Annotated in this window: 32 protein-coding genes; 27 read left to right on the top strand and 5 right to left on the bottom strand. The window is 62.1% G+C overall.

The genetic code is table 11. The features are described 5' to 3' along the window. Positions 1–149 precede the first annotated feature (149 nt). The 20 genes from rplN (at position 150) to dsbD (ending at position 11,604) form a co-directional block, all read left to right on the top strand. Positions 150–518 carry a 50S ribosomal protein L14 gene (rplN, locus tag QCE69_RS13630; RefSeq protein ID WP_006998478.1) on the top strand — a complete coding sequence of 123 codons (369 nt, stop codon included), beginning with the start codon at positions 150–152 and terminating at the stop codon, positions 516–518. A 9-nt stretch (positions 519–527) separates the two neighbouring features. Further along, positions 528–836, top strand: coding sequence for a 50S ribosomal protein L24 (rplX, locus tag QCE69_RS13625; RefSeq protein WP_309810373.1), 309 nt, complete (start codon positions 528–530; stop codon positions 834–836). A gap of 14 nt (positions 837–850) precedes the next feature. Continuing rightward, positions 851–1,390, top strand: coding sequence for a 50S ribosomal protein L5 (rplE, locus tag QCE69_RS13620; protein WP_309931159.1), 540 nt, complete (start codon positions 851–853; stop codon positions 1,388–1,390). A gap of 7 nt (positions 1,391–1,397) precedes the next feature. Then, positions 1,398–1,703 carry a 30S ribosomal protein S14 gene (gene rpsN, locus QCE69_RS13615; RefSeq protein ID WP_008343864.1) on the top strand — a complete coding sequence of 102 codons (306 nt, stop codon included), beginning with the start codon at positions 1,398–1,400 and terminating at the stop codon, positions 1,701–1,703. 14 nt (positions 1,704–1,717) lie between these two features. Continuing rightward, a complete protein-coding gene (gene rpsH / locus QCE69_RS13610) occupies positions 1,718–2,113 on the top strand; it encodes a 30S ribosomal protein S8 (protein ID WP_035506756.1) in 396 nt (131 codons plus the stop codon). An 18-nt stretch (positions 2,114–2,131) separates the two neighbouring features. Beyond that, positions 2,132–2,665: a 50S ribosomal protein L6 gene (rplF, locus tag QCE69_RS13605; protein WP_309810367.1), complete on the top strand. Its 534-nt coding sequence runs from the start codon at positions 2,132–2,134 to the stop codon at positions 2,663–2,665. A 12-nt stretch (positions 2,666–2,677) separates the two neighbouring features. Then, positions 2,678–3,043 (top strand): 50S ribosomal protein L18, encoded by a 366-nt coding sequence (gene rplR / locus QCE69_RS13600; protein WP_008343872.1) that lies wholly within the window; start codon positions 2,678–2,680, stop codon positions 3,041–3,043. Positions 3,044–3,057: 14 nt separating this feature from the next. Further along, positions 3,058–3,576 (top strand): 30S ribosomal protein S5, encoded by a 519-nt coding sequence (gene rpsE / locus QCE69_RS13595; RefSeq protein ID WP_061170928.1) that lies wholly within the window; start codon positions 3,058–3,060, stop codon positions 3,574–3,576. A 10-nt stretch (positions 3,577–3,586) separates the two neighbouring features. Beyond that, on the top strand, positions 3,587–3,769 hold the full coding sequence (gene rpmD / locus QCE69_RS13590; RefSeq protein ID WP_050454145.1) for a 50S ribosomal protein L30: 183 nt from the start codon (positions 3,587–3,589) through the stop codon (positions 3,767–3,769). Positions 3,770–3,798: 29 nt separating this feature from the next. Then, on the top strand, positions 3,799–4,233 hold the full coding sequence (gene rplO / locus QCE69_RS13585; protein ID WP_087049863.1) for a 50S ribosomal protein L15: 435 nt from the start codon (positions 3,799–3,801) through the stop codon (positions 4,231–4,233). A 41-nt stretch (positions 4,234–4,274) separates the two neighbouring features. Continuing rightward, positions 4,275–5,621, top strand: coding sequence for a preprotein translocase subunit SecY (gene secY / locus QCE69_RS13580; RefSeq protein ID WP_309810356.1), 1,347 nt, complete (start codon positions 4,275–4,277; stop codon positions 5,619–5,621). An 8-nt stretch (positions 5,622–5,629) separates the two neighbouring features. After that, entirely contained in the window at positions 5,630–5,848 is a 219-nt protein-coding gene (gene infA / locus QCE69_RS13575) for a translation initiation factor IF-1 (protein WP_004521905.1), read from the top strand. Between the two features lie 20 nt (positions 5,849–5,868). Continuing rightward, on the top strand, positions 5,869–5,985 hold the full coding sequence (rpmJ, locus tag QCE69_RS13570) for a 50S ribosomal protein L36 (RefSeq protein ID WP_004199844.1): 117 nt from the start codon (positions 5,869–5,871) through the stop codon (positions 5,983–5,985). Between the two features lie 41 nt (positions 5,986–6,026). Further along, positions 6,027–6,392, top strand: a complete 366-nt coding sequence (gene rpsM, locus QCE69_RS13565) for a 30S ribosomal protein S13 (protein WP_008344037.1) — start codon at positions 6,027–6,029, stop codon at positions 6,390–6,392. 28 nt (positions 6,393–6,420) lie between these two features. Continuing rightward, the gene (rpsK, locus tag QCE69_RS13560) at positions 6,421–6,825 is read left to right on the top strand and encodes a 30S ribosomal protein S11 (RefSeq protein ID WP_006052224.1); all 405 of its coding nucleotides are present in this window, start codon (positions 6,421–6,423) and stop codon (positions 6,823–6,825) included. A 159-nt stretch (positions 6,826–6,984) separates the two neighbouring features. Further along, a complete protein-coding gene (gene rpsD, locus QCE69_RS13555) occupies positions 6,985–7,608 on the top strand; it encodes a 30S ribosomal protein S4 (protein ID WP_309810351.1) in 624 nt (207 codons plus the stop codon). A 134-nt stretch (positions 7,609–7,742) separates the two neighbouring features. Then, positions 7,743–8,720, top strand: coding sequence for a DNA-directed RNA polymerase subunit alpha (locus QCE69_RS13550; RefSeq protein WP_309903245.1), 978 nt, complete (start codon positions 7,743–7,745; stop codon positions 8,718–8,720). A 146-nt stretch (positions 8,721–8,866) separates the two neighbouring features. Then, positions 8,867–9,262: a 50S ribosomal protein L17 gene (rplQ, locus tag QCE69_RS13545; protein ID WP_309903243.1), complete on the top strand. Its 396-nt coding sequence runs from the start codon at positions 8,867–8,869 to the stop codon at positions 9,260–9,262. A 187-nt stretch (positions 9,263–9,449) separates the two neighbouring features. Next, positions 9,450–9,782 carry a divalent-cation tolerance protein CutA gene (gene cutA, locus QCE69_RS13540; protein ID WP_309931647.1) on the top strand — a complete coding sequence of 111 codons (333 nt, stop codon included), beginning with the start codon at positions 9,450–9,452 and terminating at the stop codon, positions 9,780–9,782. Continuing rightward, entirely contained in the window at positions 9,775–11,604 is a 1,830-nt protein-coding gene (dsbD, locus tag QCE69_RS13535) for a protein-disulfide reductase DsbD (RefSeq protein WP_309931157.1), read from the top strand. Before cutA ends, dsbD begins: the two co-directional genes overlap by 8 nt. Before the next feature lie 55 nt (positions 11,605–11,659). On the opposite strand, the gene hemB is transcribed toward dsbD, so the two are convergent. Both hemB and yihA read right to left on the bottom strand, forming a co-directional pair. After that, positions 11,660–12,658, bottom strand: coding sequence for a porphobilinogen synthase (gene hemB, locus QCE69_RS13530; RefSeq protein ID WP_309918840.1), 999 nt, complete (start codon positions 12,656–12,658; stop codon positions 11,660–11,662). Positions 12,659–12,911: 253 nt separating this feature from the next. Further along, positions 12,912–13,574, bottom strand: coding sequence for a ribosome biogenesis GTP-binding protein YihA/YsxC (gene yihA / locus QCE69_RS13525; RefSeq protein ID WP_309931155.1), 663 nt, complete (start codon positions 13,572–13,574; stop codon positions 12,912–12,914). 312 nt (positions 13,575–13,886) lie between these two features. Here yihA and QCE69_RS13520 point away from each other — a divergent pair, with 312 nt between their 5' ends. The 5 genes from QCE69_RS13520 to msrQ all read left to right on the top strand — a co-directional run bounded on the left by QCE69_RS13520 (position 13,887) and on the right by msrQ (position 19,998). Beyond that, complete coding sequence (locus tag QCE69_RS13520) at positions 13,887–14,561, top strand: c-type cytochrome (RefSeq protein WP_309918832.1); 675 nt, start codon at positions 13,887–13,889, stop codon at positions 14,559–14,561. 200 nt (positions 14,562–14,761) lie between these two features. Further along, entirely contained in the window at positions 14,762–16,993 is a 2,232-nt protein-coding gene (locus QCE69_RS13515) for a cytochrome c biogenesis protein ResB (RefSeq protein ID WP_309918829.1), read from the top strand. A 4-nt stretch (positions 16,994–16,997) separates the two neighbouring features. Beyond that, positions 16,998–18,200: a c-type cytochrome biogenesis protein CcsB gene (gene ccsB / locus QCE69_RS13510; protein ID WP_309918826.1), complete on the top strand. Its 1,203-nt coding sequence runs from the start codon at positions 16,998–17,000 to the stop codon at positions 18,198–18,200. Between the two features lie 151 nt (positions 18,201–18,351). Next, a complete protein-coding gene (gene msrP / locus QCE69_RS13505; RefSeq protein WP_309810327.1) occupies positions 18,352–19,350 on the top strand; it encodes a protein-methionine-sulfoxide reductase catalytic subunit MsrP in 999 nt (332 codons plus the stop codon). A 3-nt stretch (positions 19,351–19,353) separates the two neighbouring features. Continuing rightward, entirely contained in the window at positions 19,354–19,998 is a 645-nt protein-coding gene (msrQ, locus tag QCE69_RS13500; RefSeq protein ID WP_309931153.1) for a protein-methionine-sulfoxide reductase heme-binding subunit MsrQ, read from the top strand. Between the two features lie 48 nt (positions 19,999–20,046). Here the strand turns inward: msrQ and lysA are convergent, their stop codons facing one another. Beyond that, entirely contained in the window at positions 20,047–21,309 is a 1,263-nt protein-coding gene (gene lysA / locus QCE69_RS13495) for a diaminopimelate decarboxylase (RefSeq protein ID WP_309931150.1), read from the bottom strand. 54 nt (positions 21,310–21,363) lie between these two features. Then, positions 21,364–21,675: an LPS translocon maturation chaperone LptM gene (gene lptM / locus QCE69_RS13490; RefSeq protein WP_309810319.1), complete on the bottom strand. Its 312-nt coding sequence runs from the start codon at positions 21,673–21,675 to the stop codon at positions 21,364–21,366. Between the two features lie 35 nt (positions 21,676–21,710). Here lptM and cyaY point away from each other — a divergent pair, with 35 nt between their 5' ends. After that, a complete protein-coding gene (gene cyaY / locus QCE69_RS13485) occupies positions 21,711–22,028 on the top strand; it encodes an iron donor protein CyaY (RefSeq protein WP_309931149.1) in 318 nt (105 codons plus the stop codon). Between the two features lie 61 nt (positions 22,029–22,089). On the opposite strand, the gene QCE69_RS13480 is transcribed toward cyaY, so the two are convergent. Beyond that, the gene (locus QCE69_RS13480; protein ID WP_309918815.1) at positions 22,090–24,498 is read right to left on the bottom strand and encodes a penicillin-binding protein 1A; all 2,409 of its coding nucleotides are present in this window, start codon (positions 24,496–24,498) and stop codon (positions 22,090–22,092) included. Positions 24,499–24,749: 251 nt separating this feature from the next. Here QCE69_RS13480 and pilM point away from each other — a divergent pair. Then, positions 24,750–25,367: pilus assembly protein PilM (pilM, locus tag QCE69_RS13475; protein ID WP_309931148.1), on the top strand; the 618-nt coding region annotated here is incomplete at its 3' end.

Below are 25,367 nucleotides of genomic sequence, written 5' to 3'. Positions count from 1 at the left end.
CCTGAGTCGACAGATTCACCGGATTGCGATGGCGGGTTTCGTCTGCCGTTGCTGCCTGTTCTAACCCAAGCAGCCATTTGGCTGACGGGACCAAGACTGACCGGCTGCGCCATGGTGGTGCAATCGGATTAAGTTGGGAAAGATAAACCATGATCCAGACCGAAACTCGGCTTGAAGTGGCCGACAACACGGGTGCGCGTGAAGTCATGTGCATCAAGGTGCTCGGCGGCTCGAAGCGTCGTTACGCAAGCATTGGCGACATCATCAAGGTGACCGTCAAGGAAGCGACGCCGCGCGGACGCGTGAAAAAGGGCGAAATCTACAACGCCGTGGTCGTTCGTACGGCCAAAGGCGTGCGTCGCCAGGATGGCTCGCTCATCAAGTTCGACGGCAATGCCGCCGTTCTGCTGAACACGAAGCTCGAGCCGATCGGCACGCGTATTTTCGGGCCGGTTACGCGTGAACTGCGTAGCGAACGATTCATGAAGATCGTTTCGCTCGCGCCGGAAGTGCTGTAAGGAGTCGCGATGAACAAGATTCGCAAGGGTGACGAAGTCATCGTCACGGCCGGCAAAGACAAGGGCAAGCGCGGTACCGTGCTCGTCGTTGCGGAAGACCGTGTCACCGTCGAGGGCATCAACCTCGTCAAGAAGCACGTGAAGCCGAACCCGATGAAGGGAACGACAGGCGGCGTGGAAGCCAAGTCGATGCCGCTGCATATTTCGAACGTCGCTTTGATCGACGCGAATGGCAAGGCGTCACGCGTAGGCATCAAGGTCGAAGACGGCAAGAAGGTTCGCTTCTTGAAGTCGACCGGCGCCACGCTCAACGCCTGACGCGGAGTTAAAAAATGGCTCGTCTGCAAGAGATTTACAAAGAAAAGGTTGTGCCGCAACTGGTGGAAAAGTTCGGCTACAAGTCCATCATGGAAGTGCCGCGCATCACCAAGATCACCCTGAACATGGGCCTTGGCGAAGCCGTCGCTGACAAGAAGATCATCGAAAACGCCGTGGGCGACCTGACGAAGATTGCCGGCCAGAAGCCGGTCATCACGAAGGCGCGCAAGGCAATCGCAGGCTTCAAGATTCGTCAGGGCTACCCGATCGGCGCGATGGTCACGCTGCGCGGCCAAGCGATGTACGAATTCCTCGACCGTTTCGTGACCGTTGCGCTCCCCCGTGTGCGCGACTTCCGTGGCGTGTCGGGCCGTGCATTCGACGGTCGTGGCAACTACAACATCGGTGTGAAAGAGCAGATCATTTTCCCCGAAATCGACTACGACAAGGTCGACGCGCTGCGTGGGCTGAACATCAGCATCACGACTACCGCGAAGACTGACGATGAAGCAAAGGCGCTGCTCGCCGGCTTCAAGTTCCCGTTCAGAAACTGAGGTTACCGTGGCTAAACTGGCACTGATCGAACGTGAAAAGAAGCGCGCGCGCCTGGCAGCCAAGTACGCTCCGAAGCGTGCTGAGCTGAAGGCTGTGATCGACGACGCAAGCAAGTCGGACGAAGAGCGCTACCTCGCGCGTCTGGCGCTGCAACAACTGCCGCGTAATTCGAACCCCACTCGCAAGCGTAACCGCTGCGCGATCACGGGTCGTCCGCGTGGCACGTTCCGCAAGTTCGGACTCGCACGCGGCAAGATTCGTGAAATCGCTTTCCGCGGCGAAATCCCTGGCCTCACCAAGGCGAGCTGGTAATAGGAGAAACATAAATGAGCATGAGTGATCCTATCGCCGATATGCTGACTCGCATCCGCAATGCGCAGATGGTCGAGAAGGTTTCGGTGACTATGCCCTCGTCGAAAGTCAAGGTTGCGATTGCGCAGGTTTTGAAGGACGAAGGTTATATCGACGATTTCGCGGTGAAGGCTGAAGGCGCGAAGATCGAGTTGAATATCGCGTTGAAGTACTACGCCGGCCGTCCGGTCATCGAACGCCTCGAGCGCGTTTCGAAGCCTGGCCTGCGCGTGTACCGCGGTCGCAACGACATTCCGCAGGTCATGAATGGCCTCGGCGTTGCAATCGTGTCGACGCCGAAGGGTGTGATGACCGACCGCAAGGCGCGCCAGAACGGCGTCGGCGGCGAAGTCATCTGCTACGTCGCTTAACGCCTAAGGAGAAGAAACATGTCTCGAGTAGGTAAGAGCCCGATCGCGCTGCCGCAAGGCACCGAAGTGGCCGTCAAGGGCGACGTCATCACCGTCAAGGGCCCGCTCGGTACGATCTCGCAGCCGGCCAACAAGCTGGTGAGCCTGACGAACGAGAACGGCACGCTGCAACTCGCTCCGACGGATGAAAGCCGCGAAGCAAACGCGATGTCCGGCACGATGCGCGCCCTGGTGGCGAACATGGTGCAGGGCGTCACCAAGGGTTTCGAGCGCAAGCTGACGCTGGTTGGCGTTGGTTATCGTGCGCAAGCGCAAGGCGACAAGCTGAACCTGTCGCTGGGTTTCTCGCACCCCGTGGTGCACCAGATGCCGGAAGGCATCAAGGCTGAAACCCCGTCGCAGACCGAAATCGTGATCAAGGGGATCGACAAGCAGAAAGTCGGACAGACCGCGGCGGAAGTGCGCGGCTATCGTCCGCCGGAGCCTTACAAGGGCAAGGGCGTGCGCTATTCCGACGAGGTCGTGATCCTCAAAGAAACGAAGAAGAAGTAAGGGTGCGCAATCATGGATAAGACTCAATCTCGCCTGCGCCGCGCTCGTCAGACGCGTATCAAGATCGCTGAGCTGCAGGTTCCGCGTCTGGCCGTGCATCGCACGAATACGCATATCTACGCGCAAGTGTTCTCGGCATGCGGCACGAAGGTCGTGGCAAGCGCCTCGACGCTGGAAGCTGAAGTGCGTGCCGAACTGGCCGACAAGTCGGGCAAGGGCGGCAACGTCAACGCCGCGACCCTGATCGGCAAGCGTATCGCCGAAAAGGCCAAGGCAGCCGGCATCGAATCCGTCGCCTTTGACCGCTCGGGTTTCCGCTACCACGGCCGCGTGAAGGCGCTGGCTGATGCGGCGCGTGAAGCCGGGCTCAAGTTCTAAGGGAAGAATTCGTCATGGCAAAGATGCAAGCGAAAGTTCAGGCTGACGAACGCGACGACGGCCTGCGCGAAAAGATGATTTCGGTCAACCGCGTGACCAAGGTCGTGAAGGGTGGCCGGATTCTCGGCTTCGCCGCACTGACCGTGGTTGGCGACGGTGATGGCCGCGTCGGCATGGGCAAGGGCAAGGCAAAGGAAGTTCCGGTTGCCGTTCAGAAAGCAATGGAACAAGCCCGCCGCAACATGTTCAAGGTGCCCCTGAAGAACGGCACGCTGCAACACGAAGTGCACGGCAAGCACGGCGCCTCGGCAGTCCTCCTCGCTCCGGCGAAGGATGGTACTGGCGTGATCGCCGGCGGCCCGATGCGCGCCGTGTTCGACGTGATGGGCGTGCAAAACGTCGTGGCCAAGAGCCACGGTTCGACGAACCCGTACAACCTCGTTCGTGCCACGCTGGACGGTCTGCGCAAGCAGTCGACGCCGGCTGATATCGCGGCGAAGCGTGGTAAGTCCGTCGAAGACATTCTGGGCTAAGGTGGTCACCATGTCTGAAAAAACTGTCAAGGTTCAGCTCGTGAAGAGCCTGATCGGGACCCGCGAAACGCACCGTGCTACGGTGCGTGGCCTCGGCCTGCGTCGCCTGAACTCGGTTTCCGAGTTGCAGGACACGCCGGCAGTGCGCGGGATGATCAACAAGGTTTCGTACCTCGTTAAGGTCATCGCCTGAGCGCGACCTACGGATCCAAGGAGTTGAACATGGAATTGAATAACCTGAAGCCGGCAGAAGGCGCGAAGCACGCAAAGCGTCGCGTCGGTCGCGGTATCGGTTCGGGCCTGGGCAAGACTGCAGGTCGCGGCCACAAGGGTCAGAAATCGCGTTCGGGCGGCTTTCACAAGGTCGGCTTCGAAGGCGGTCAGATGCCCCTGCAGCGCCGTCTGCCGAAGCGCGGCTTCACCTCGCTGACGAAGGAATTCGTTGGTGAAGTGCGCCTGGCCGATCTCGAAAAGCTGCCGGTTGACGAAATCGATCTTCTGGCGCTGAAGCAAGCAGGTCTGGTCGGCGAGCTCATCAAGAGCGCGAAGATCATCAAGACCGGCGAGATCACTCGCAAGGTTACGGTGAAGGGCCTGACGGCAACGAAGGGCGCCCGCGCTGCAATCGAAGCCGCTGGCGGCTCGTTCGCCGAGTAACGCGCTTTCGCCGTTACTAGCACTAGCATCGGAGAAGGTTCTTGGCTAACAGCCCGAGTCTCGCAAAAACCGGTCGAAGCGCGGCGAAATTTGGCGATTTGCGCCGGCGGGCAGTGTTCCTGCTGCTGGCGTTGATCGTCTACCGCATTGGTGCGCATATTCCGGTTCCCGGCATCGATCCGGACCAACTGGCGAAGCTGTTCCAAAGCCAGTCAGGCGGCATCCTTGGCATGTTCAACATGTTTTCGGGTGGCGCGCTTTCACGGTTCACGATCTTTGCGTTGGGCATCATGCCCTACATCTCGTCGTCGATCATCATGCAGTTGCTGTCGATCGTGTCGCCGCAGATGGAGGCGCTGAAGAAGGAAGGGCAGGCGGGGCAACGGAAGATCACGCAATACACGCGGATCTTCACCGTGGTGCTCGCGACCTTCCAGGCGTTCGGTATCGCGGTTGCGCTGGAAAATCAGCCCGGCCTGGTACTCGACCCCGGCATGGTGTTCAGGTTGACGACGGTCGTCACGCTGGTGACGGGCACGATGTTCCTGATGTGGCTCGGTGAGCAGATCACGGAACGCGGTCTTGGCAACGGCATTTCGATCATCATCTTCGGCGGTATCGCGGCGGGTTTCCCGAACGCAATCGGTGGTTTGTTCGAGCTGGTTCGCACCGGTTCGATGAGCATCATCTCGGCGATCATCATCGTCGTGCTGATCGCGGCGGTCACGTATCTGGTCGTGTTCATTGAACGCGGTCAGCGCAAGATCCTCGTGAACTATGCGAAGCGCCAGGTCGGTAACAAGATTTACGGCGGACAGTCGTCTCATCTGCCGCTGAAGTTGAACATGTCGGGTGTGATTCCGCCGATCTTCGCGTCGTCGATCATCCTCTTCCCGGCAACCATCCTGAACTGGTTCAGTTCGGGTTCGCGCACCAACTGGTTCGCGAACACGCTGCACAACGTGGCCGAGGCCCTGAAGCCTGGTCAGCCTGTGTACGTGCTGCTGTATGCGTTGGCGATCGTCTTCTTCTGCTTCTTCTACACCGCACTGGTGTTCAACAGCCGGGAGACCGCCGACAACTTGAAGAAGAGCGGTGCTTTCGTTCCGGGTATCCGTCCGGGCGATCAGACTGCACGATATATCGACCGCATCCTCACGCGTCTGACGCTGGCGGGGGCGATCTACATCGTATTCGTGTGCCTGCTGCCTGAGTTTCTGGTGTTGCGCTGGAACGTGCCGTTTTATTTTGGTGGAACGTCGCTGCTGATCATTGTCGTCGTCACGATGGACTTCATGGCTCAGGTGCAGTCGTACGTTATGTCGCAACAATATGAATCGCTGCTCAAGAAGGCCAACTTCAAGGGTGGCAACGTCCCGATGCGTTGATTAGGACCATGGCCAAAGACGATGTTATCCAGATGCAGGGTGAGGTCATCGAAAACCTTCCCAACGCTACTTTCCGGGTGAAATTGGAAAATGGCCATGTCGTCCTGGGTCATATTTCCGGAAAGATGCGGATGCACTACATCCGCATCCTGCCGGGCGACAAGGTTACGGTTGAATTGACGCCTTACGATCTGTCTCGTGCGCGGATCGTGTTCCGGGCGAAGTGATTTGAAAAAAGGGTAATATCATGAAAGTGATGGCATCGGTTAAGCGCATTTGCCGCAATTGCAAGATCATCAAGCGCAAGGGCGTTGTGCGCGTGATTTGCAGCTCTGATCCGCGCCACAAACAGCGTCAAGGCTGAACGCCGCGCTTTTGCTTGCGCTTTTTGTTTGAGGAAAAACAATGGCTCGTATCGCAGGGGTTAACATCCCGAATCACCAGCATACCGAGATCGGCCTGACGGCAATCTTCGGCATCGGTCGCACGCGTTCGCGCGGCATCTGCACCGCCGCTGGTGTTGAATTTTCGAAGAAGGTCAAGGACCTCACTGACGCAGACCTCGAAAAGCTGCGTGACGAAGTGGGCAAGTTCATCGTCGAAGGCGACCTCCGCCGTGAAGTGACGATGAACATCAAGCGCCTGATGGACTTGGGTTGCTACCGCGGCATGCGCCATCGCAAGGGTCTGCCCCTGCGTGGCCAGCGTACGCGCACGAATGCCCGTACCCGCAAGGGTCCGCGTCGTGCAGCGCAATCGCTGAAGAAGTAAGCGGAACTGACAGTTACAGGAAAACGTAATGGCTAAGGCTTCGAACAACTCCGCGGCGCAACGCGTTCGCAAGAAGGTCAAGAAGAACGTCGCCGAGGGCGTGGTTCACGTTCACGCGTCGTTCAACAACACCATTATCACGATCACCGACCGTCAAGGTAATGCGCTTGCATGGGCAACCTCCGGTGGTCAGGGCTTCAAGGGTTCGCGCAAGTCGACCCCGTTTGCAGCCCAGGTCGCAGCCGAATCGGCAGGCCGTGTGGCAATGGAATACGGCGTGAAGAACCTCGAAGTGCGGATCAAGGGCCCTGGTCCTGGCCGTGAATCGGCGGTGCGCGCGTTGCATGGTCTTGGCATCAAGATCACCGCGATCTCCGACGTGACGCCGGTCCCGCACAACGGTTGCCGTCCGCCGAAGCGCCGTCGTATCTAAGTCGACGACGAGACCGCATGTTTCCTGTCGATGCGCGAGTATCGGCGGGTTTCGTGCGTTATGAAGTTTGACTAAGCCCACCGTTCGACCCAAAGGGTTCGGACTAGCGCAGATGGACGTTGCAGTGACATCTGCGTGATCAAATTTTAAGGATGCAAAGTGGCACGCTATACCGGTCCCAAAGCCAAGCTCTCCCGCCGTGAAGGCACCGATCTGTTCCTGAAGAGCGCACGCCGTTCGCTCGCCGACAAGTGCAAGCTCGACAGCAAGCCCGGCCAGCACGGCCGCACCTCGGGCGCACGTACGTCCGACTACGGCACCCAGTTGCGCGAAAAGCAGAAAGTGAAGCGTATCTACGGCGTGCTGGAACGTCAGTTCCGCCGCTACTTCGCTGAAGCCGACCGCCGCAAGGGCCCGACGGGCGAAAACCTGCTGCAGTTGCTCGAGTCGCGTCTCGACAACGTGGTGTATCGCATGGGCTTCGGCTCGACGCGCGCAGAAGCACGTCAGCTGGTCAGCCACAAGTCGATCATGGTGAACGGCCAGGTCGCGAACATCCCGTCGCTGCAAGTGAAGTCGGGCGACGTCGTGTCCGTGCGCGAACAGTCGCGCAAGCAGGCTCGCATCGTCGAAGCCCTGTCGCTGGCAGAGCAAGGCGGCATGGCGAGCTGGGTCTCGGTCGATGCAAAGAAGTTCGAAGGCACGTTCAAGTCGATGCCCGAGCGTAGCGACATCGCCGGTGACATCAACGAAAGCCTGATCGTCGAATTGTATTCGCGTTAATCGCGGCGGTAACGGATGGAGAGCCGGGGAGCCTGATTGCTCGTGGCAAGAGGTGGCCTCGGCTGTTTATTTTCAGGTTGTCACCGGTCAGCCTTATCGGTGTAACGAGCCGAGGGTATTGAAAAGGAAAACCTATGCAAACCAGTTTGTTGAAGCCCAAGATCATTGCAGTTGAATCGCTTGGTGAGAACCACGCGAAAGTGGTTATGGAGCCGTTCGAACGCGGCTATGGCCACACCTTGGGTAATGCGCTTCGGCGTGTGCTGCTGTCGTCGATGATCGGCTACGCGCCGACCGAAGTGACGATCGCAGGCGTCGTGCACGAATACTCGACGCTCGACGGTGTGCAAGAGGATGTGGTCAACCTGCTGTTGAACCTGAAGGGTGTGGTCTTCAAGCTGCATAACCGCGACGAAGTCACGGTAACGCTGCGCAAGGAAGGCGAAGGCGTTGTTACGGCCGGGGACATCGAGCTCGCGCACGACTGCGAGGTCATCAATCCCGGGCACGTGATCGCTCACCTGTCGAAGGGCGGCAAGCTCGACGTTCAGATCAAGATCGAGAAAGGTCGCGGCTATGTGCCGGGCAACGTGCGCCGCTACGGCGAAGAGTCGGCCAAGATCATCGGCCGTATCGTGCTGGATGCTTCGTTCTCGCCGGTTCGCCGCGTGAGCTACGCAGTGGAAAGCGCGCGTGTCGAGCAGCGTACCGACCTCGACAAGCTCGTCATGAACATCGAAACCAATGGCGTGATCTCGCCGGAAGAAGCGATCCGCCAGTCGGCGCGCATTCTGGTCGATCAGCTGTCGGTGTTCGCGGCGCTGGAAGGCACGGAAGCGGCTGCGGAAGCGCCGTCGCGTGCACCGCAGATCGATCCGATCCTGCTGCGTCCGGTGGACGACCTCGAACTCACGGTTCGCTCGGCGAACTGCCTGAAGGCCGAGAACATCTACTACATCGGCGACCTGATCCAGCGCACGGAAAACGAGCTGCTGAAGACGCCGAACCTGGGCCGCAAGTCGCTGAACGAAATCAAGGAAGTTCTGGCTTCGCGTGGTCTGACGCTCGGCATGAAGCTCGAAAACTGGCCGCCGGCTGGTCTCGACAAGTAAGTACGAAGTCTCAAGCGTTACTGGCAAGGACGCGGATTTTCCTTTAAAATCCGCGTCTTGCTTTTTTGTCCGACCGGCCCGTGCACCCCATTCGATCTATCGGGGCGCAATAGAAGAGCTGGCTCTAAACTCGTTAAGGAACTCAAATGCGTCATAAGCATGGTCTGCGGAAACTGAACCGCACGAGCAGCCATCGTCTGGCAATGCTCCGCAATATGTCGAACTCGCTCATCGAGCACGAAGTCATCAAGACGACGCTCCCGAAGGCCAAGGAACTGCGCAAGGTCGTCGAGCCCCTCATCACGCTGGGCAAGAAGCCGTCGCTCGCGAACCGTCGCCTGGCGTTCAACCGCCTGCGCGATCGCGATTCGGTCACGAAGCTGTTCGACGTCCTCGGTCCGCGCTACGCAAACCGTCCGGGCGGCTACCTTAGCATCCTGAAGTTCGGTTTCCGCGTCGGCGACAACGCACCGATGGCACTGGTCCAGCTGATGGATCGTCCGGAAGTCGAAGAAGCGGACGACGTGCAAGAAGCGGAGTAAGTTTCGCTGCAGCACGTAGTCACACGAAAAGGCCAGGCTCGCAGCTTGGCCTTTTTGCTTTTCGGCTGCTTCCCCCCGGCTGGTTCGTCCCGGCTGCGGCTTTTCGGCGCGCCGGACGTTCGAGGTGAGCCTTTCCTCCCGATGCTACGATACGCAAGATGCCGCGCCGCCGTCCTGGAGTCGCCGAGTGAACGTTCCCGTTGTCTTGATGCTGTCGACGCTGCCCGATGCCGCCGCCGCGGACACGCTGGCGCAAGCAGTACTTGGGGCGCGTCTCGCAGCGTGCGTAACGAATCTCGGCGTCGTGGTCTCGCACTATCACTGGAAGAATGCGCTGGAAACCGCGCATGAGGTTCAGTTGCTGTTCAAGACGAGCGTCGCGCGGGCAGATGATCTGCAGCGCTTCGTGAGCGCCCATCATCCTTATGAAACACCCGAAATCCTGGTCTGGCAGGTCGATGCATCGCCGGATTATGGCCGATGGGTCAACGCAGAAACGCAGCGCCCTATTCATGTTTGAGCTTCCTCGTTTCGTCGCGCGCCGGATCCTCGCCGCGTTCATGCTTCTCACCGCGTTCGTGCTGCTGTCGGCAGGTGCTCACGCCGCTGACGACTTCCTCGATCCCTCCGTCGCCTTCAAGTTCAGCGCTTCCGAGAAGCCCGGTGAGGTCGACGTGCGCTACAAGATCGCGGACGGCTACTACATGTACCGCGAGCGGTTCGCGTTCGCCGTGAAGAGCGGCGACGCGACGATCGGCACTGCGCAACTCCCGCCTGGAAAAGTCCACTTCGACCAGACGTTCAACAAGGACGTCGAGACGTATCGCGGCGAGCTGTCGATCCGCATTCCCGTCACGCAGGCGAAAGGGCCATTCGAGCTCGCGGTGACCTCGCAGGGATGCGCGGACCAGGGCATCTGCTATCCGCCGATGGAGAAAACGTATCGCGTGAAAGGCGAAGCGCTCCAGCCGGCCGCAACCGCCAACGCACCGTCCACGGACACCCACACCTCCTGGTTCGAACGCGCGACGAGCGCCGACTATGCGCAGTCGATGCTGGAGGGCGGTGGCTTTTTCACGGTCGTTGGCTTGTACTTCCTGGCGGGCATGGTGCTGAGCCTCCTGCCGTGCTCGTATCCGATGATCCCGATTCTCTCGGCCATCATTGTCGGCGAGGGCGCGCGCGTGACGCGGGGACGCGGCTTCGCGCTGTCGGTGTCGTATGTGATCGGCATGGCGCTCGTCTATACCGTGCTCGGCATCGCGGCCGCGCTGGTCGGTCAGAGTCTGGGTGCGTGGCTGCAGAATCCGTGGGTGCTCGGCGCGTTCGGTGTGCTGCTCGCAGCATTTGCATTGGCGCTCATCTCCGGAATGGACATCGCGCTGCCCGAACGCTGGCAGAGCGGCGTGAACCAGGCGTCGCAGAAGCGCAGCGGCGGCAAGTTCGCAGCCGTGGCCGTGATGGGCGCGCTGTCCGCGCTGGTCGTCGGCGCGTGCATGACGGCGCCGCTGTTCGCCGTGCTCGCCTTCATCGCGCATACGGGCAACGCGCTGCTCGGCGGCGCGGCGCTGTTCGCGATGGGCATCGGGCTCGGCGTGCCCTTGCTCGTCATCGGGCTCGGCGCGGGTTCGATCCTGCCGCGCGCCGGCGTCTGGATGGACGGCGTGAAGGTGTTCTTCGGCGTCGTGCTGCTGGCGGCTGCGCTGTGGATCGTCTGGCCGGTGCTCGGCGGTGCCGTGCAGATGTTGCTGGCCGCGCTGTGGCTGTTGATCGCCGCGGCGGCGCTTGGACTGTTCTCACCGGGCGGCAATGTCCCGTCCGGCATCTGGAAGCGGCTTGGACGCGGCCTGGGCGCAGCGTTGGCGATCTGGGCAGCGACGTTGATCGTCGGCCTCGCCGCCGGTTCGACCGATCCGCTGCGCCCGCTCGCCATACTGGCCGCGCGCGGCGACGCTTCCGCCGCCACGAGCGCGCAAACGCCGGGACCGATCTTCGCGCCCGTGCGTTCGTCGGCGCAACTGGATACGGCAGTGAAAGCGGCGGCGCGGCCTGCCATGCTCGATTTCTATGCCGATTGGTGCGTGTCCTGCAAGGAAATGGAGAAGCTGACCTTCTCCGATGCCCGCGTGCAGGCGCGCCTCGCACAACTCAACCTGCTGCGGGCCGACGTGACCGCCAACAACGCCGACGATCAGACCTTGCTCAAGCGCTTCGGCTTGTTCGGCCCGCCGGGCATCATCTTCTTCGACGCACAAGGCAACGAAGTCGCGCGTGTAGTGGGCTACGAATCGGCGGACACGTTCCTGAAGAGCCTCGACAAGCTCGGTCCGGCGAACGGATAAAAAAGAAGGGCGATGCCATCAAGCATCGCCCTTCTTTCATCGCGTCAGCACGGCGTTACTTCGACGCCCGCAGAATCCTCGCAGCATCGAGCGCGAAGTAGGTCAGCACGCCATCGGCGCCGGCGCGCTTGAACGCGAGCAGCGCTTCCATCATGACCTTGTCGTGATCGATCCAGCCGTTCTGCGCGGCGGCCTTGATCATCGCGTACTCGCCGCTCACCTGATACGCATACGTCGGGAAGCGGAACTCGTCTTTCACGCGACGCACGATATCCAGATACGGCATGCCCGGCTTGACCATCACCATGTCCGCGCCTTCCTCGATGTCCATGCGCACTTCGCGCATGGCTTCGTCGGTGTTGGCCGGATCCATCTGATACGTCATCTTGTTGCTCTTGCCGAGATTCGCGGCGGAGCCCACCGCGTCGCGGAACGGACCATAGAACGCCGACGCGTACTTCGCGGCGTAGGCCATGATGCGCGTGTGAATGTGGCCATCGCTTTCGAGCATCTCGCGAATCGCGCCGATGCGGCCGTCCATCATGTCCGACGGCGCCACGATGTCCACGCCTGCCTCAGCCTGCGTGCGCGCCTGCTCGACGAGAATCTCGCTGGTCTCGTCGTTCTTCACATAGCCTTCTTCGTCGAGCACGCCGTCCTGGCCGTGGCTCGTGTACGGGTCCAGCGCGACGTCGGTGAGCACGCCGAGCATCGGGAAGTTCTTCTTCAGTTCACGGACGGCGCGCGGGATCAGGCCTTGGGGATTGGTGGCCTCGCGGCCGTCGGGCGTCTTGAGCGATGGCTCGATCGCCGGAAACAGCGACAGCACCGGCACGCCCAGTTCGACGCATTGCTCCGCGACCTTCATCAGCAGATCGACGGATGTGCGTTCAACGCCGGGCATCGACGGCACGGCCTGACGCTCGTTCGCGCCTTCGACGATGAATACGGGATAGATGAGGTCGTTCGTGGTGAGGATGTTCTCGCGCATCATGCGGCGCGAGAAGTCATCGCGGCGCATGCGGCGCGGGCGATGATGGGGATAGAAGCTCATGTCTTGACTCGAGTGAGTGATCTGCAGAGGATGCCAAAAAGCGGCTTCGAAAACGTGTAAATCCTTGTCAAACAAGCACTTGGGCACGTCTGAAACCGTTGCCGGTCAATGGTATATCATACCGATCGAGCGAGGCGCTTGTCGCTGGACTCCCCGCTTCTCCTCCCTGAGCGGGCGCCTGTCGAGATTCGATCAGGCTGTTAACCCGCCGTCATGCGGCGGGTTTTTTTATGTTCGGGCGGCGCCCGTTCCATCATTCAGGGGTGCTGTCCTGCGCGTTCTCACCCGCTTCATCGGGCATCAGCCAGCTTTCGATCAGTTCATGCGCTTCATCGAGGCCGGTGCGCTTGAGCGCGGAGAAAAGCTGGACGCTCAACTCGCCGCGATAGCCCGCGTCCCGATACTCCGCAAACGCCTTCTTGGTGGCGCGCAGCGTATTGGTCATCTCCTGTCGCGTCAATTTGTCGCATTTCGTGAGCAGGGCGTGGATCGGCTTTCCAGTGGGTGCAAACCAGTCGATCATGATGCGGTCCAGCTCGGTCAGCGGACGGCGCGAGTCCATCATCAGGATCATGCCGCGCAGCTGCGCGCGGCTTTGCAGATAGGTGGAAAGCAGGCGTTGCCAGTGTTCCTTCGCGGCGCCGGGCACTTCGGCATAGCCGTAGCCGGGGAGATCGACCAGATAGGCGACCGGCTCGGCCTGCGGCCCGATGGCGAAGTAGTTGATATGCTGCGTGCGCCCTGGGGTCTTGCTCGCGAAGGCGAGCCGCTTCTGGTTGCACAGGATGTTGATGGCCGTCGATTTACCGGCGTTCGAGCGTCCGCCGAACGCGATTTCAGGCTGCGGCGTGGGCGGCAGATCGCGCAGATGATTGACGGTGGTAAAGAAGCGGGATTGGTGAAGCAGGAATGACATGGGCGGGTTCCATCGAAGAAGCTGCGAAAACCAAAGCCTTGAGAACCCGGCAAATACTGGGCATGCCCCGACTGGCGTCTTTGCGTGCAGCGGGTTATTGTACAATACGACGGATTTTTGAAGATCAGCACGGGCACGCAAGACCCAAGCCGCAAGCGGCACCCACAGCTTTCATGGGATCGGAGCGAGACACACTGGAGGCGTTCTGGCGCCTCATCGTTCGGCGAGTTCGGGACTCTTGCGGCGACCATTGATCGCCGTCGTTTTTTGCAGAACCTCACATTCTCACAAGACGAAAAACAGGGTACGCGAATGAACCGACTGTACAGGTCTCTGGTGGTGATTCGGGCAGCGGCGGCTTTCGGTGCAGGTTTGAGTGGTCTGGCGGTATCGATGTCAGTGAACGCGGCGGAGCCCGCGCAGCCGGCCAAGCCGGATGTCACGAGGGGGCAGGCCATCGCCACGCAGGTGTGCGCGGCATGTCACGGAGCTGACGGCAACAGCGCCGGCGCGGCGTTCCCGAAGCTCGCGGGGCAGCACGCCGAGTACATCGTCAAGCAGTTGAAGGATTACAAGACGCAGCCGGGCGCGAAGGCGCCGGCGCGTAACAACCCGATCATGGCAGGCATTGCAGGCGCGCTGTCGGATCAGGACATGTTGAACGTCGCAGCCTACTTCTCGCAACAGAAGGCCAAGCCCAATTACGCTCGCGACAAGAACGACGTCGCGCTGGGTCAGAAGATCTATCGCGGCGGCATTGCGGACAAGGGCGTACCGGCCTGCGCCGCGTGTCATGGCGCCACGGGCATGGGCATTCCGGTGCAGTATCCGCGGCTGTCGTGGCAGTGGGGCGATTACACGGTCGCGCAGTTGAACGCGTTCGCATCGGGACAACGCAACAACAGCGAGCCCATGCATCAGATCTCCTCGCGCCTGAATGAAGCGGAGATGAAGGCGGTGGCGGACTACATCGCCGGATTGCATTGATCGCGAGACGCGATCGCCACTGAACGCGCAGCAGTCAGCGTCCAGCGGTTCCCAGCGCGCAACACGGGAATCGCCCATACTACGAAGCCGGTCCCGGACACGTCCGAGAAGACCGGCGCGAAAACAAGAAAAAGGGTGGGACGTCGGTCTGACAGACCGTCAGCGTCTCCACCCTTTTTTGCTGTCCAGCCGGAGTTTGAATGAGCGTCACCACATCGGGAATGCAGTCGAAGTCGAGTCGCCGCGCCGTCAGGCATTTCGTCGAACTCGTGAGTTCGATGCGCTTCGCCATCGCCTTGCTGGTCATCCTGGCCATTGCGAGCATCATCGGCACGGTGCTCACGCAGGACGACCCGTATCCCAACTACGTCAATCAGTTCGGCCCGTTCTGGGCGGACATCTTCCGCGGCCTCAGCATCTATACCGTGTACAGCGCATGGTGGTTCATGCTGATCCTGATCTTCCTCGTGATCTCGGTGTCGCTGTGCGTGATCCGCAACGGCCCGAAGATGATCGCGGACATCAAGAGCTGGAAGGACCGCGTGCACGAAGGCGGCCTGCGCGCGTTCCATCACAAGGGCGAATTCACGGTGCGGGCGGATCGCGTGCACACGGCGGCCACGCTCGAACGCCTCGCGGCGAAGATGGGCTACCGCACCGTCACGCGCCAGACCGACACGGGCGCCACGCTCATCGCGGGCAAGCGCGGCGCGATGACGAAGATCGGCTACATTTCAGCGCACCTCGCGATCGTGGTGATCTGCCTCGGCGGCCTGCTCGACAGCAACCTGCCCATCCGCCTGCAGATGTGGATGTTCAACAAGTCGCCGATCAACAGCAACGCAGTCATCAACGACATTCCCCCCGAACATCGCCTGTCCACGTCGAACCCGACCTTCCGCGGCTACGCGTGGGTGCCGGAAGGGCAGTATGTCGGCACGGCCATCCTGAACCAGCCGGAAGGCTCGGTCATCCAGGACCTGCCGTTCTCCATCCAGCTGAACAAGTTCATCGTCGATTACTACTCGACCGGCATGCCGAAGCTGTTCGCGAGCGACATCGTCGTGATCGATCACAAGACGGGCAAGCGCATCCCGGCGCGCGTCGAGGTGAACAAGCCCTTCACCTACGACGGCATCTCGATCTACCAGTCGAGCTTCCAGGACGGCGGCTCGAAGCTCGACATGACCGCGTGGCCGATGACCGGCAGCAGCGCGAAGACCGAGCCGTTCACGGGCACGATCGGCGGCACGGCGCCCATCGGCACGCAGTTCAAGGGCGCGCAGGGTGAAACGGTCGAGTTCACGGATTTCCGCGCCATCAACGTCGAGAACATGACGGACGGCAACGGCGCACCTGACGCGCGCGGTGTCGGCAAGAAGGAAACGCTGCGCGATGCCTTCGACGAACGCCTGGGCTCCGGCGCGAAGACGTCCCGGCCGACCGACCTGCGCAACATCGGTCCGTCGGTGCAGTACAAGGTGCGCGGCACGGATGGCCAGGCGCGCGAGTACAGCAACTACATGCTGCCGGTCGATGTCAGCGGCCAGCAGATGTTTCTTGCCGGCATGCGCCTGAGCCCGAACGATCCGTTCCGCTACCTGCGCATTCCCGCCGACGAGCAGGGCACCGTCAAGCAATGGATGGACTTGCGCGCGGCGCTCGCGAATCCGGCGACGCGCACCGAGGCGGCGCACCGTTTCGCACAGCGTTCGGTGCCGCAGGAAAATGTCGAGTTGCAGAAGCATCTCGAGGAAAGCGCGATTCGCGTGCTGAACCTGTTCGCGGGTGCGGATGAATCCGGCAAGGCTGCTCCGAATCCGCAGATGGTTGGCGGTTTCCAGAGCATCGCGGGCTTCATCGACAAATCGGTGCCGAAGGCTGAACAAGAGAAAGCCGCGGGCCTGCTGATGCGCATGCTCGAAGGCGCGATGTGGGACGTCTGGCAGATCTCCCGCGAGCAGAACGGTGAACCGGCCGCCAAGGTAGACGAGAAGAACAGCGCATTCATACAGTCGTCGATCAATGCGCTTTCCGACAGCTTTCTGTACGGTTCTCCGGTCTTCCTGCAACTGGACACCTTCAAGCAGGTGCAAGCTTCGGTATTCCAGTTGACGCGCGCGCCGGGTAAAAATCTGGTGTATCTTGGCAGCCTTCTGCTGGTAGTCGGCATTTTCTCGATGTTTTACGTGCGCGAACGGCGCCTGTGGTTCTGGCTCAAAGACTCAGGCCAGGGCGGCGCCAGCGTGCTGATGGCGATGTCCACGGCGCGCCGCACGTTCGATTTCGAGAAGGAATTCGTGCGCACCCGCGCGCGCATTGCCGCAGCGCTCGACGCCCAACCCGCCGCGCCGGCTGACGCGGCCCCGCCATCGGATGCGTCCGGGCATTCGCAATCCGAGACATCGAGCTCGGAAGTTTCAACACGGTAAGATCATGGACCTCACACAGTCTTCCTCCCACGCTCCTCTCAAGACCGATCGTCCGGCTTCGGGTCTCCCCGACGTCGCCGCTTTCGACGATCGCCCGTTTCTCCGCAGGCTCACCGTCATCGACTGGCTGTTTGCGCTCGCCATGGTCGCGGGCGCGGGTTTCGCGCTGAACCGCTATCACGCGCACATGGACGTGTATGACATGGCGGTGCTGGTGGCCGCCGTGCCGACCTTCGTTACGCTCGGCTGGCGCTGGAAACCGGTGCGACTGCTGATCGCGATGATCGCCGTGCTGGCGCTGTTCTCGATCCAGCTCTACCAGCACGATCTCGCGCGCGCCGACACCAACTTCTTCCTCAAGTATTTCCTGTCGAGCCAGTCGGCGATCCTGTGGATGAGCGCACTGTTCGTGCTGGCGACGCTGTTCTACTGGATCGGCCTCGTGACGCGCTCGCAGACGGGCGGCGCGATCGGTTCGCGCATGACCTGGTTCGCGGTGCTGATGGGCTTCACCGGGCTGATGGTGCGCTGGTACGAGTCGTACCTGATTGGCACGGATGTCGGTCATATTCCCATCTCGAACCTGTACGAAGTGTTCGTGCTGTTCTGCCTGATCACGGCGCTGTTCTATCTCTACTACGAGCAGCATTATTCGACGCGGCAAATGGGCGCATTCGTGCTGCTCGTGATCAGCGCGGCGGTGGGCTTCCTGATGTGGTATTCGATCGCCCGCGACGCGCAGCAGATCCAGCCGCTCGTGCCCGCGCTGCAAAGCTGGTGGATGAAGATCCACGTGCCGGCGAACTTCATCGGCTACGGCAGCTTCGCGCTGTCGGCGATGGTCTCGGTGGCCTATCTCGCCAAGCAGCGCGGCTTCCTGGCGGACCGCCTGCCGCCGCTCGAAGTGCTCGACGACGTGATGTACAAGTCGATCGCCGTCGGCTTCGCGTTCTTCACCATCGCGACGATTCTCGGCGCGCTGTGGGCCGCGGAAGCCTGGGGCGGCTACTGGAGCTGGGATCCGAAGGAAACCTGGGCGCTGATCGTCTGGCTGAACTACGCGGCCTGGCTGCACATGCGCCTGATGAAGGGCCTGCGCGGCGCCGCCGCCGCATGGTGGGCGCTGACGGGTCTGGTCGTCACGACGTTCGCGTTCCTCGGCGTGAACATGTTCCTGTCCGGCCTGCACAGCTACGGCAAGCTCTGATCCGTCGGGCCGTGAAGCGAGAAGAAAACCGCCATGCATTTCGCTGGCGGTTTTTTTATGCGACGCTGGAATACGGGCATCCAAACTGCTGTTTCACCGTATATGAATGCATGGGCTGCGATGTCTGCGCGGCCGTTCAGGAGCAATCGGGATGTGGATCAAACGAAACCGCAGTCTTTATGGCGACGACATCGCGCGGCATGAAATCACGCCGCAAGCGGTGTTCGAGAACCGGCGGCGCGCGCTGCGCTCGATCGGCGCATTCGCCGCGACGGGCCTCGCCGGCATGAGTGGCATGAGCAGCACCGCGCACGCGACGCTCACATCGCCCGATGCGCGCGGCCAGAAGCTCGCCGCGACGACCAATCCGAAGTTCGTCGCGCTCGACAAGGCCACCCCGTTCAAGGACATCACGAGCTACAACAACTTCTACGAGTTCGGCACCGACAAGGGCGATCCCGCCGAACATGCGGGCACGCTGCGTCCGCGGCCGTGGAAGGTGTCGGTGGAGGGGGCGATCAAGAACCCGAAGGTGTACGACATCGATGACCTGCTCAAGCTCGCGCCGCTCGAAGAGCGCGTGTACCGGCTGCGCTGCGTCGAAGGCTGGTCGATGGTGATTCCGTGGATCGGCGTGTCGCTCTCGGAACTCATCAAGCGCGCCGAGCCGACGGGCAACGCGAAGTACGTGCAGTTCATCACGCTGGCGGATCCGTCGCAGATGCCGGGCCTCTCGACGCCGATCCTCGAATGGCCCTACTCCGAGGGCCTGCGCATGGACGAGGCGATGAACCCGCTCACCCTGCTGACCGTCGGCCTGTATGGACAGGTCTTGCCGAACCAGAACGGCGCGCCGGTGCGCGTGGTCGTGCCGTGGAAGTACGGCTTCAAGAGTGCGAAGTCGCTGGTGAAAATCCGCTTCGTCGAGAAGCAGCCGCCCACGAGCTGGAATCTTTACGCATCGAGCGAATATGGCTTCTACTCGAACGTGAATCCGAACGTCGATCATCCGCGCTGGAGCCAGGCCACCGAGCGGCGCATCGGCGAAGACGGGTTCTTCACGCCGAAGCGCAAGACGCTCATGTTCAACGGCTACGGCGATCAGGTCGCCTCGCTGTACACGGGCATGGACCTGAAGAAGAACTTCTGAACGATGTCGTCGGCTTCCCAGATCAAGAGCACGCGCGCCGCGGCCGGTCCGAGATGGATCGTGCCGGTCAAGGTCGTGGTGTTCGTCGCGATGCTGTTTCCGCTGGCGCGCCTGATCCTGCTCGGCGTGACCGGCGGACTGGGCGCGAATCCGATCGAATTCATCACGCGTTCGACCGGACTCTGGACGCTCGTGTATCTGTGCATCACGCTGGCGGTCACGCCGCTGCGGCGGCTCACCGGCGTCGCGGCGCTGCTGCGTTTCCGGCGCATGATCGGGCTGTACGCGTTCTTCTTTGCCGTGCTGCACTTCACGACGTACATCTGGTTCGACAAATGGTTCGATGTCGCCGAGATGCTGAAGGACATCGGCAAGCGGCCGTTCATCACGGTGGGATTCGCAGCGTTCGTGCTGTTGATCCCGCTCGCGGTGACGTCGCCGAAAGCGATGGTGCGCAAGCTCGGGCGGCGCTGGCAGGCACTGCACCGGATCATCTATCTGGTCGCCACGCTCGCCATCCTGCATTTCTGGTGGATGAAGGCGGGCAAGCACGACCTCGAATTGCCGAAGATCTATGGCGCGATCGTGATCGTGCTGCTGGGCTGGCGCGTGATCGCGTCGCTCCGGACGCGTTACCGGCGCGCATGAAAAAAGCGATGCCGAGGCATCGCTTTTTTCATCGGGTCTTGGAGCTCTTCAGTCCGGAAGAATCGATTCCCCGGCGAACAACTGCTCCACTTCTTCACGCTCGCGCACGAGACGCGCGCGCTCGCCATCGACCATGATTTCGGCGGCGCGCGGACGCGTGTTGTAGTTCGAGCTCATCACGAAGCCATACGCACCCGCCGAGCAGATCGCGAGCAGGTCGCCCGGCACGAGCGCCAGTTCGCGGTCGCGCCCGAGCCAGTCGCCGCTTTCGCAGACCGGACCGACGACGTCGTAGGTCTGCGCGGCGGCGTCGCGCTTCACGACCGGCACGATGCGGTGAAACGCCTCGTACATGGCGGGGCGCGCGAGATCGTTCATGGCGGCGTCGACGATGGCGAAGTTCTTTTCCTCGCCCGGCTTCAGATATTCGACCCGCGTGAGCAGCACGCCGGCATTGCCGACGAGCGAGCGCCCCGGTTCGAAATACACTTCGCGGGCGCCATGACCGCGCTTCCCGATGTGATCGAGCAGCGTCGTCACGAAGTCGCCGATGGCCGGCGGGGTTTCGTCGTCGTAGGTGATGCCGAGGCCGCCGCCGACGTCGATGTGGCGGATGCGCATGCCGTCGGCTTCGATCTGCCCGACGAGTTCGAGCAGCTTGTCGAGCGCGTCGAGATACGGGCTGATCTCGGTGATCTGCGAGCCGATATGGCAGTCGATGCCGACGACATCGAGATGATCCATCGCTTGCGCCTGCGCGTAGGTCGCGCGGGCGTCGCTGAAGGCCACGCCGAACTTGTTCGACTTGAGACCGGTGGAGATGTACGGATGCGTCTTGGCATCGACATCCGGATTCACGCGCAGCGACACCGGCGCCTTCTTGCCGAGCGACTTCGCCACTTCGTTCAGCGCATGCAGTTCGGGAATCGATTCGACGTTGAAGCACTTCACGCCGGCTTCCAGCCCTTCGCGCATCTCCGCCGCCGATTTGCCGACGCCCGAAAACACGGTGTGCTCCGCGCGGCCGCCTGCCGCGATCACGCGCGCGAGCTCGCCCGACGACACGATGTCGAAGCCCGCGCCCATGCGCGCGAACACGTTCAACACGGCGAGATTGCTGTTGGCCTTCACGGCGACGTGGACCGTTGCGTTGCGTCCCGCGCAGGCATCGGCGTAGGCGCGATAGGCTTGCGTCAGTGCGTCGCGCGAATAGACATACAGCGGCGTGCCGAACTGTTCCGCGAGCGACGCGGCTGAGACGCCTTCGGCGTGCAACACGCCGTCGACGTAATGGAATGCGGAATCACTCATGCGTGGAATCGAAAATGCGCCCGAAGCCGAATGGCGCGTGTTTCAGGCGGGTGTTCAGTAAGCGGACGATGCGGCTTTCGGCGCCGAGGCAGCGTTGCTGCCGCCGGACTTCAGATCCGTTTCGGGCGAGAGCGAGAGCGGCTCGCCCGACGTGTCCGGCACGGTGCCGCGACGCGCTGCGCTTTCACTGTCCGGAGTCGTGTCCGAAGGCGGGGTATTCTGGAGATCGCCGGGACGTTGCGGCAGCGGCGGCACGGTTGGCAGATACAGCGGACCGCGTTGACCACACCCGCCGAGCGCCAATGTGGCAGCGGCGCTCATGCTCAAAGCCGCTACAATCGCGCTCATCCTGAATACGACTCGCATGACCGTCCCTATACGATTAATCGCCGGAGTTTAGCATGACAGACCAGGAATACCTGACCTTGGCGGAGGCCGCGCTGAGCGCCATCGAGCGCGCAGTGGACGAGGCCGACGCCGACATCGAATTCGAACGCAGCGGCAATGTGCTGACGCTCGAATTCGAGAACCGCACGAAGGTCATCGTCAATTTGCAGCCGCCGAAACACGAGATCTGGCTCGCTGCGAAAGCGGGCGGCTTTCACTACAAATACGTCGATGGCGCGTGGCGCGACACCCGCGACAACAGTGAATTCTTCGAGACCCTGAGCAAGTATTCGACCGAGCAAGCCGGCGAACCCGTCCGCTTCAAGGCATAAAAAAGCGAGCGGGTCGTGCGATCCGCTCGCTTCATCGATTGAAAGGGCGCGCCTGCTGCCTCTATTGCCCCTTGAACAGATTCATGATGTCCTGCTTCTCCTGCTCGCCCACTTCGGGCGCGGGCGCAGTCACGCCGGACACGCCGTCCTGCGGCGGCGCCTGGCTCACGCCAACCGTCGCGATAAAGCCGTGGCCCGGCGTCATGTCGTCGAAGTACAGTTCGCCGCCGAGCGACGTGACATCGGGCGGCATCATCGGCTTGTACTCGGGCACGCCCTTCAACGCACGGCCCATGTAGTCCATCCAGACCGGCAGCGCGAGGCCGCCGCCGGTTTCCTTGTCGCCGAGGCTGCGCGGGTTGTCATAGCCGATCCACGCGATCGCCACCAGCGAGCGTTGATAGCCGGCGAACCAGGCGTCGCGCGAATCGTTGGTCGTGCCGGTCTTGCCGGCAAGATCGGTGCGCTTCAGCTGATTCGTCTTCGCGCCGGTGCCGCGCTGCGCGACGCTCTGCAACAGGCTGTTCATCACGTACGCATTGCGCGGCGTGATGGCGAGCGGCGCGCTCTGCTGCGCGATGAGCGGCTGCGGGTGCGAGACCACGCGGCCGTACGGGTCCGTGATGTCCGCGATCAGATACGGATTCACGCGATAGCCGCCGTTCGCGAAGACCGCGTAGCCGGCGGCCATCTGCAAGGGCGTGACGAGCCCGGCGCCGAGCGCCATCGGCAGATAGGCGGGATTGCGGTCGGCGTCGAAGCCGAAGCGCGTGATGTAGTTCTGCGCGTACTTCGTGCCGATGTGATTGAGGATGCGGATCGACACCATGTTCTTCGAGCGCTGCAATGCCGAGCGCATGGTCATCGGGCCGTCGAAGCCGCCGCCGTAGTTTTTCGGCTCCCACGCCTGGCCGCCGGTTTCGGCGGCGCTGAAGAAGAGCGGACCGTCGTTGATGATGGTCGCGGGCGACAGGCCCTTTTCGAGCGAGGCCGAATAGATGAACGGCTTGAAGCTCGAACCCGGCTGACGCCAGGCCTGCGTCACGTGGTTGAACTTGTTCTTGTTGAAGTCGAAGCCGCCGACCAGCGCGCGGATCGCGCCGTCCTGCGGCACCATCGAGATCAGTGCGCCTTCCACCTGCGGCAGTTGCGTGATGGTCCAGTCGCCGTCGTCGTTCTTCATGAGGCGCACGATCGCGCCCGGACGGATGCGCGCGTTCGGCTGCGCGCGCGTGCTGAGCGCGAACTGCACGAAGCGCAGGTCGGCGCCGCTGATGGTCACCGTGTTGCCGTCGAGGAAGCTCGCCTTCACTTCCTTCGGACTTGCCGACGTCACCACCGCCGCGACAATTTCACCGTTGTCCGGATGCTCGGCGAGGGCGTCGTCGATGGCCTGTTCGCGATCGTCCGGATTGGCCGGCAGGTCGATATAGCCTTCCGGCCCGCGATAGCCGTGCCGATGCTCATAGTCCATCAGGCCGCGGCGCACCGCGCGATAGGCGGCGTCCTGGTCGGCGGAATCGATCGTGGTCACGACATTCAGGCCGCGCGTATAGGCTTCCTCGCGGTATTGCGCGTACATCATCTGGCGCACCATTTCCGCGACGTATTCGGCATGCACGCTGAATTCACGGCCTTGCCCCTTGACCACGAGCGGCTGGGCGATGGCCTGCTCGTACTGGTCGCGCGTGATGAAGCCCAGCTCCAGCATGCGCTGCAGGATGTATTCCTGACGCACCTTGGCGCGCTTCGGATTGACGACCGGGTTGTAGGCCGACGGCGCCTTCGGCAGACCCGCGAGCATCGCGGCCTCGGCGAGCGAGACGTCCTTCAGGTCCTTGCCGAAATACACCCGCGCCGCGCTGGCGAAACCGTAGGCGCGCTGCCCGAGATAGATCTGATTCATATAGACCTCGAGAATCTGATCCTTCGTCAGCGCGCGCTCGATCTTGTACGCGAGCAGCATCTCGTAGATCTTGCGGGTGTAGGTCTTTTCGCTCGACAGGAAGAAATTGCGCGCGACCTGCATGGTGATGGTGCTCGCGCCCTGCGAGGCATGGCCGTTGGTCAGCGCGACCGTGCCCGCGCGCAGGATGCCGGTGAGATCGACGCCGCCGTGATCGTAGAAGCGCGCGTCCTCGATGGCGAGCACGGCTTTCTTCATGTAGTCGGGCACATCCTGGATGCGCACGACGCGGCGCCGCTCCTCGCCGAATTCGCCGATCAGCACGTGATCCGCCGTATAGATGCGCAGCGGCACCTTGGGCTTGTAGTCCGTCAGGGCTTCGAGCGAGGGCAGGTTCGGCAGCGCGACGACGAGCGCGTAACCGAGCACCAGACCCGCGCAGACGACGAGCGCGAACATGCTGACGCCGAAGCCCAGCAGCAGCCGCGCCCACCATGGGCGCCTGGCTTTCTTGTGCCCCTCGGGCGGCGTGGATGAAGGGTTGTTCGGGGAAGAGGATTGCATGGCACCACCAGAAACAGTGACGCGATTATAGCCGCCCGCATTCGGGACTTTTCTGGACGCTTACAGCGCCGCCGGCCGTGACGCTCGCCCGCTGCTGTTTCGACAATACGCGCGATCACGCGCGGAAGCACCTTCTTATCGTGCACGCTGGCCGTTCGGCTGAATGTTCGCCGTCGTCCCTGCTCGCGACAATTCTTCCACCTCAGGCGCTCGAACGGTTCGGGCGCGCAAGTGAATGGAAGGAGCAGGACATGGGCAAGGAAAGTGCGCTGCGCGGCACGATGTTGACGGTGACGCGGCGCTATGCGGCGGGTATCGACGTAGGCGAGGACGGCGTGCGTCTCGTGGTCATGAGCAAACGGTTGCGGGCGAATGCGGCGGTGTGCGTGGAGCAGCTGGCGTTCGTGCCGCTGCCCTCGGGCGCGGTGATCGACGGGGATTTCATCGACCGCGCGGCAATCGTCTCGGCCTTGCGCGAGGCCTTCACGTGCTTGCCGAGCGGCGGCGCGTGGCGGGCGCTGCGTTGCGCGATGGGTTTGCCCGCGTCGGCCACGGTCACCACGCAGGTGCCGCTGGCGCGTCTGATGGAAGCGCGTGAACCCTTGCCCGCGGGCGCCGGCAGCGACCCGCACGGCGTGCTGGAGCCGGCCGTGCTCGCGGAGGCCGAACGTGCGACGGGCGTCGAGCGCGCGGCACTTGCCGTGGACTGGTCGGTGCAGACCGGCGAGGACGGCCAGGCGCAGGTGTCGATCGCGGCAACGGCGCGGCGGCACGTCGAAGCGCGTGTCGAAGCGGCGGCGGAGGCGGGCGTCGCGCTGTCGGCCATCGACGGCGAAGCGGCTGCCGCCTTGCGCGCCATGCGTCACGTG

This window comes from Caballeronia sp. LZ032 (genome assembly GCF_031451315.1).
Taxonomy (GTDB): domain Bacteria; phylum Pseudomonadota; class Gammaproteobacteria; order Burkholderiales; family Burkholderiaceae; genus Caballeronia.
This window is presented reverse-complemented; position numbering and strand designations above follow the sequence as displayed.

Excerpts from the sequence above, each read along its gene's own strand:
- rplN (WP_006998478.1), top strand. The coding sequence starts at position 150 with ATGATCCAGACCGAAACTCGGCTTGAAGTGGCCGACAACACGGGTGCG.
- rplX (WP_309810373.1), top strand. The coding sequence starts at position 528 with ATGAACAAGATTCGCAAGGGTGACGAAGTCATCGTCACGGCCGGCAAA.
- rplE (WP_309931159.1), top strand. The coding sequence starts at position 851 with ATGGCTCGTCTGCAAGAGATTTACAAAGAAAAGGTTGTGCCGCAACTG.
- rpsH (WP_035506756.1), top strand. The coding sequence starts at position 1,718 with ATGAGCATGAGTGATCCTATCGCCGATATGCTGACTCGCATCCGCAAT.
- rplF (WP_309810367.1), top strand. The coding sequence starts at position 2,132 with ATGTCTCGAGTAGGTAAGAGCCCGATCGCGCTGCCGCAAGGCACCGAA.
- rplR (WP_008343872.1), top strand. The coding sequence starts at position 2,678 with ATGGATAAGACTCAATCTCGCCTGCGCCGCGCTCGTCAGACGCGTATC.
- rpsE (WP_061170928.1), top strand. The coding sequence starts at position 3,058 with ATGGCAAAGATGCAAGCGAAAGTTCAGGCTGACGAACGCGACGACGGC.
- rpmD (WP_050454145.1), top strand. The coding sequence starts at position 3,587 with ATGTCTGAAAAAACTGTCAAGGTTCAGCTCGTGAAGAGCCTGATCGGG.
- rplO (WP_087049863.1), top strand. The coding sequence starts at position 3,799 with ATGGAATTGAATAACCTGAAGCCGGCAGAAGGCGCGAAGCACGCAAAG.
- infA (WP_004521905.1), top strand. The coding sequence starts at position 5,630 with ATGGCCAAAGACGATGTTATCCAGATGCAGGGTGAGGTCATCGAAAAC.
- rpmJ (WP_004199844.1), top strand. The coding sequence starts at position 5,869 with ATGAAAGTGATGGCATCGGTTAAGCGCATTTGCCGCAATTGCAAGATC.
- rpsM (WP_008344037.1), top strand. The coding sequence starts at position 6,027 with ATGGCTCGTATCGCAGGGGTTAACATCCCGAATCACCAGCATACCGAG.
- rpsK (WP_006052224.1), top strand. The coding sequence starts at position 6,421 with ATGGCTAAGGCTTCGAACAACTCCGCGGCGCAACGCGTTCGCAAGAAG.
- QCE69_RS13550 (WP_309903245.1), top strand. The coding sequence starts at position 7,743 with ATGCAAACCAGTTTGTTGAAGCCCAAGATCATTGCAGTTGAATCGCTT.
- rplQ (WP_309903243.1), top strand. The coding sequence starts at position 8,867 with ATGCGTCATAAGCATGGTCTGCGGAAACTGAACCGCACGAGCAGCCAT.
- dsbD (WP_309931157.1), top strand. The coding sequence starts at position 9,775 with ATGTTTGAGCTTCCTCGTTTCGTCGCGCGCCGGATCCTCGCCGCGTTC.
- hemB (WP_309918840.1), bottom strand. The coding sequence starts at position 12,658 with ATGAGCTTCTATCCCCATCATCGCCCGCGCCGCATGCGCCGCGATGAC.
- yihA (WP_309931155.1), bottom strand. The coding sequence starts at position 13,574 with ATGTCATTCCTGCTTCACCAATCCCGCTTCTTTACCACCGTCAATCAT.
- QCE69_RS13520 (WP_309918832.1), top strand. The coding sequence starts at position 13,887 with ATGAACCGACTGTACAGGTCTCTGGTGGTGATTCGGGCAGCGGCGGCT.
- QCE69_RS13515 (WP_309918829.1), top strand. The coding sequence starts at position 14,762 with ATGAGCGTCACCACATCGGGAATGCAGTCGAAGTCGAGTCGCCGCGCC.
- ccsB (WP_309918826.1), top strand. The coding sequence starts at position 16,998 with ATGGACCTCACACAGTCTTCCTCCCACGCTCCTCTCAAGACCGATCGT.
- msrP (WP_309810327.1), top strand. The coding sequence starts at position 18,352 with ATGTGGATCAAACGAAACCGCAGTCTTTATGGCGACGACATCGCGCGG.
- msrQ (WP_309931153.1), top strand. The coding sequence starts at position 19,354 with ATGTCGTCGGCTTCCCAGATCAAGAGCACGCGCGCCGCGGCCGGTCCG.
- lysA (WP_309931150.1), bottom strand. The coding sequence starts at position 21,309 with ATGAGTGATTCCGCATTCCATTACGTCGACGGCGTGTTGCACGCCGAA.
- lptM (WP_309810319.1), bottom strand. The coding sequence starts at position 21,675 with ATGCGAGTCGTATTCAGGATGAGCGCGATTGTAGCGGCTTTGAGCATG.
- cyaY (WP_309931149.1), top strand. The coding sequence starts at position 21,711 with ATGACAGACCAGGAATACCTGACCTTGGCGGAGGCCGCGCTGAGCGCC.
- QCE69_RS13480 (WP_309918815.1), bottom strand. The coding sequence starts at position 24,498 with ATGCAATCCTCTTCCCCGAACAACCCTTCATCCACGCCGCCCGAGGGG.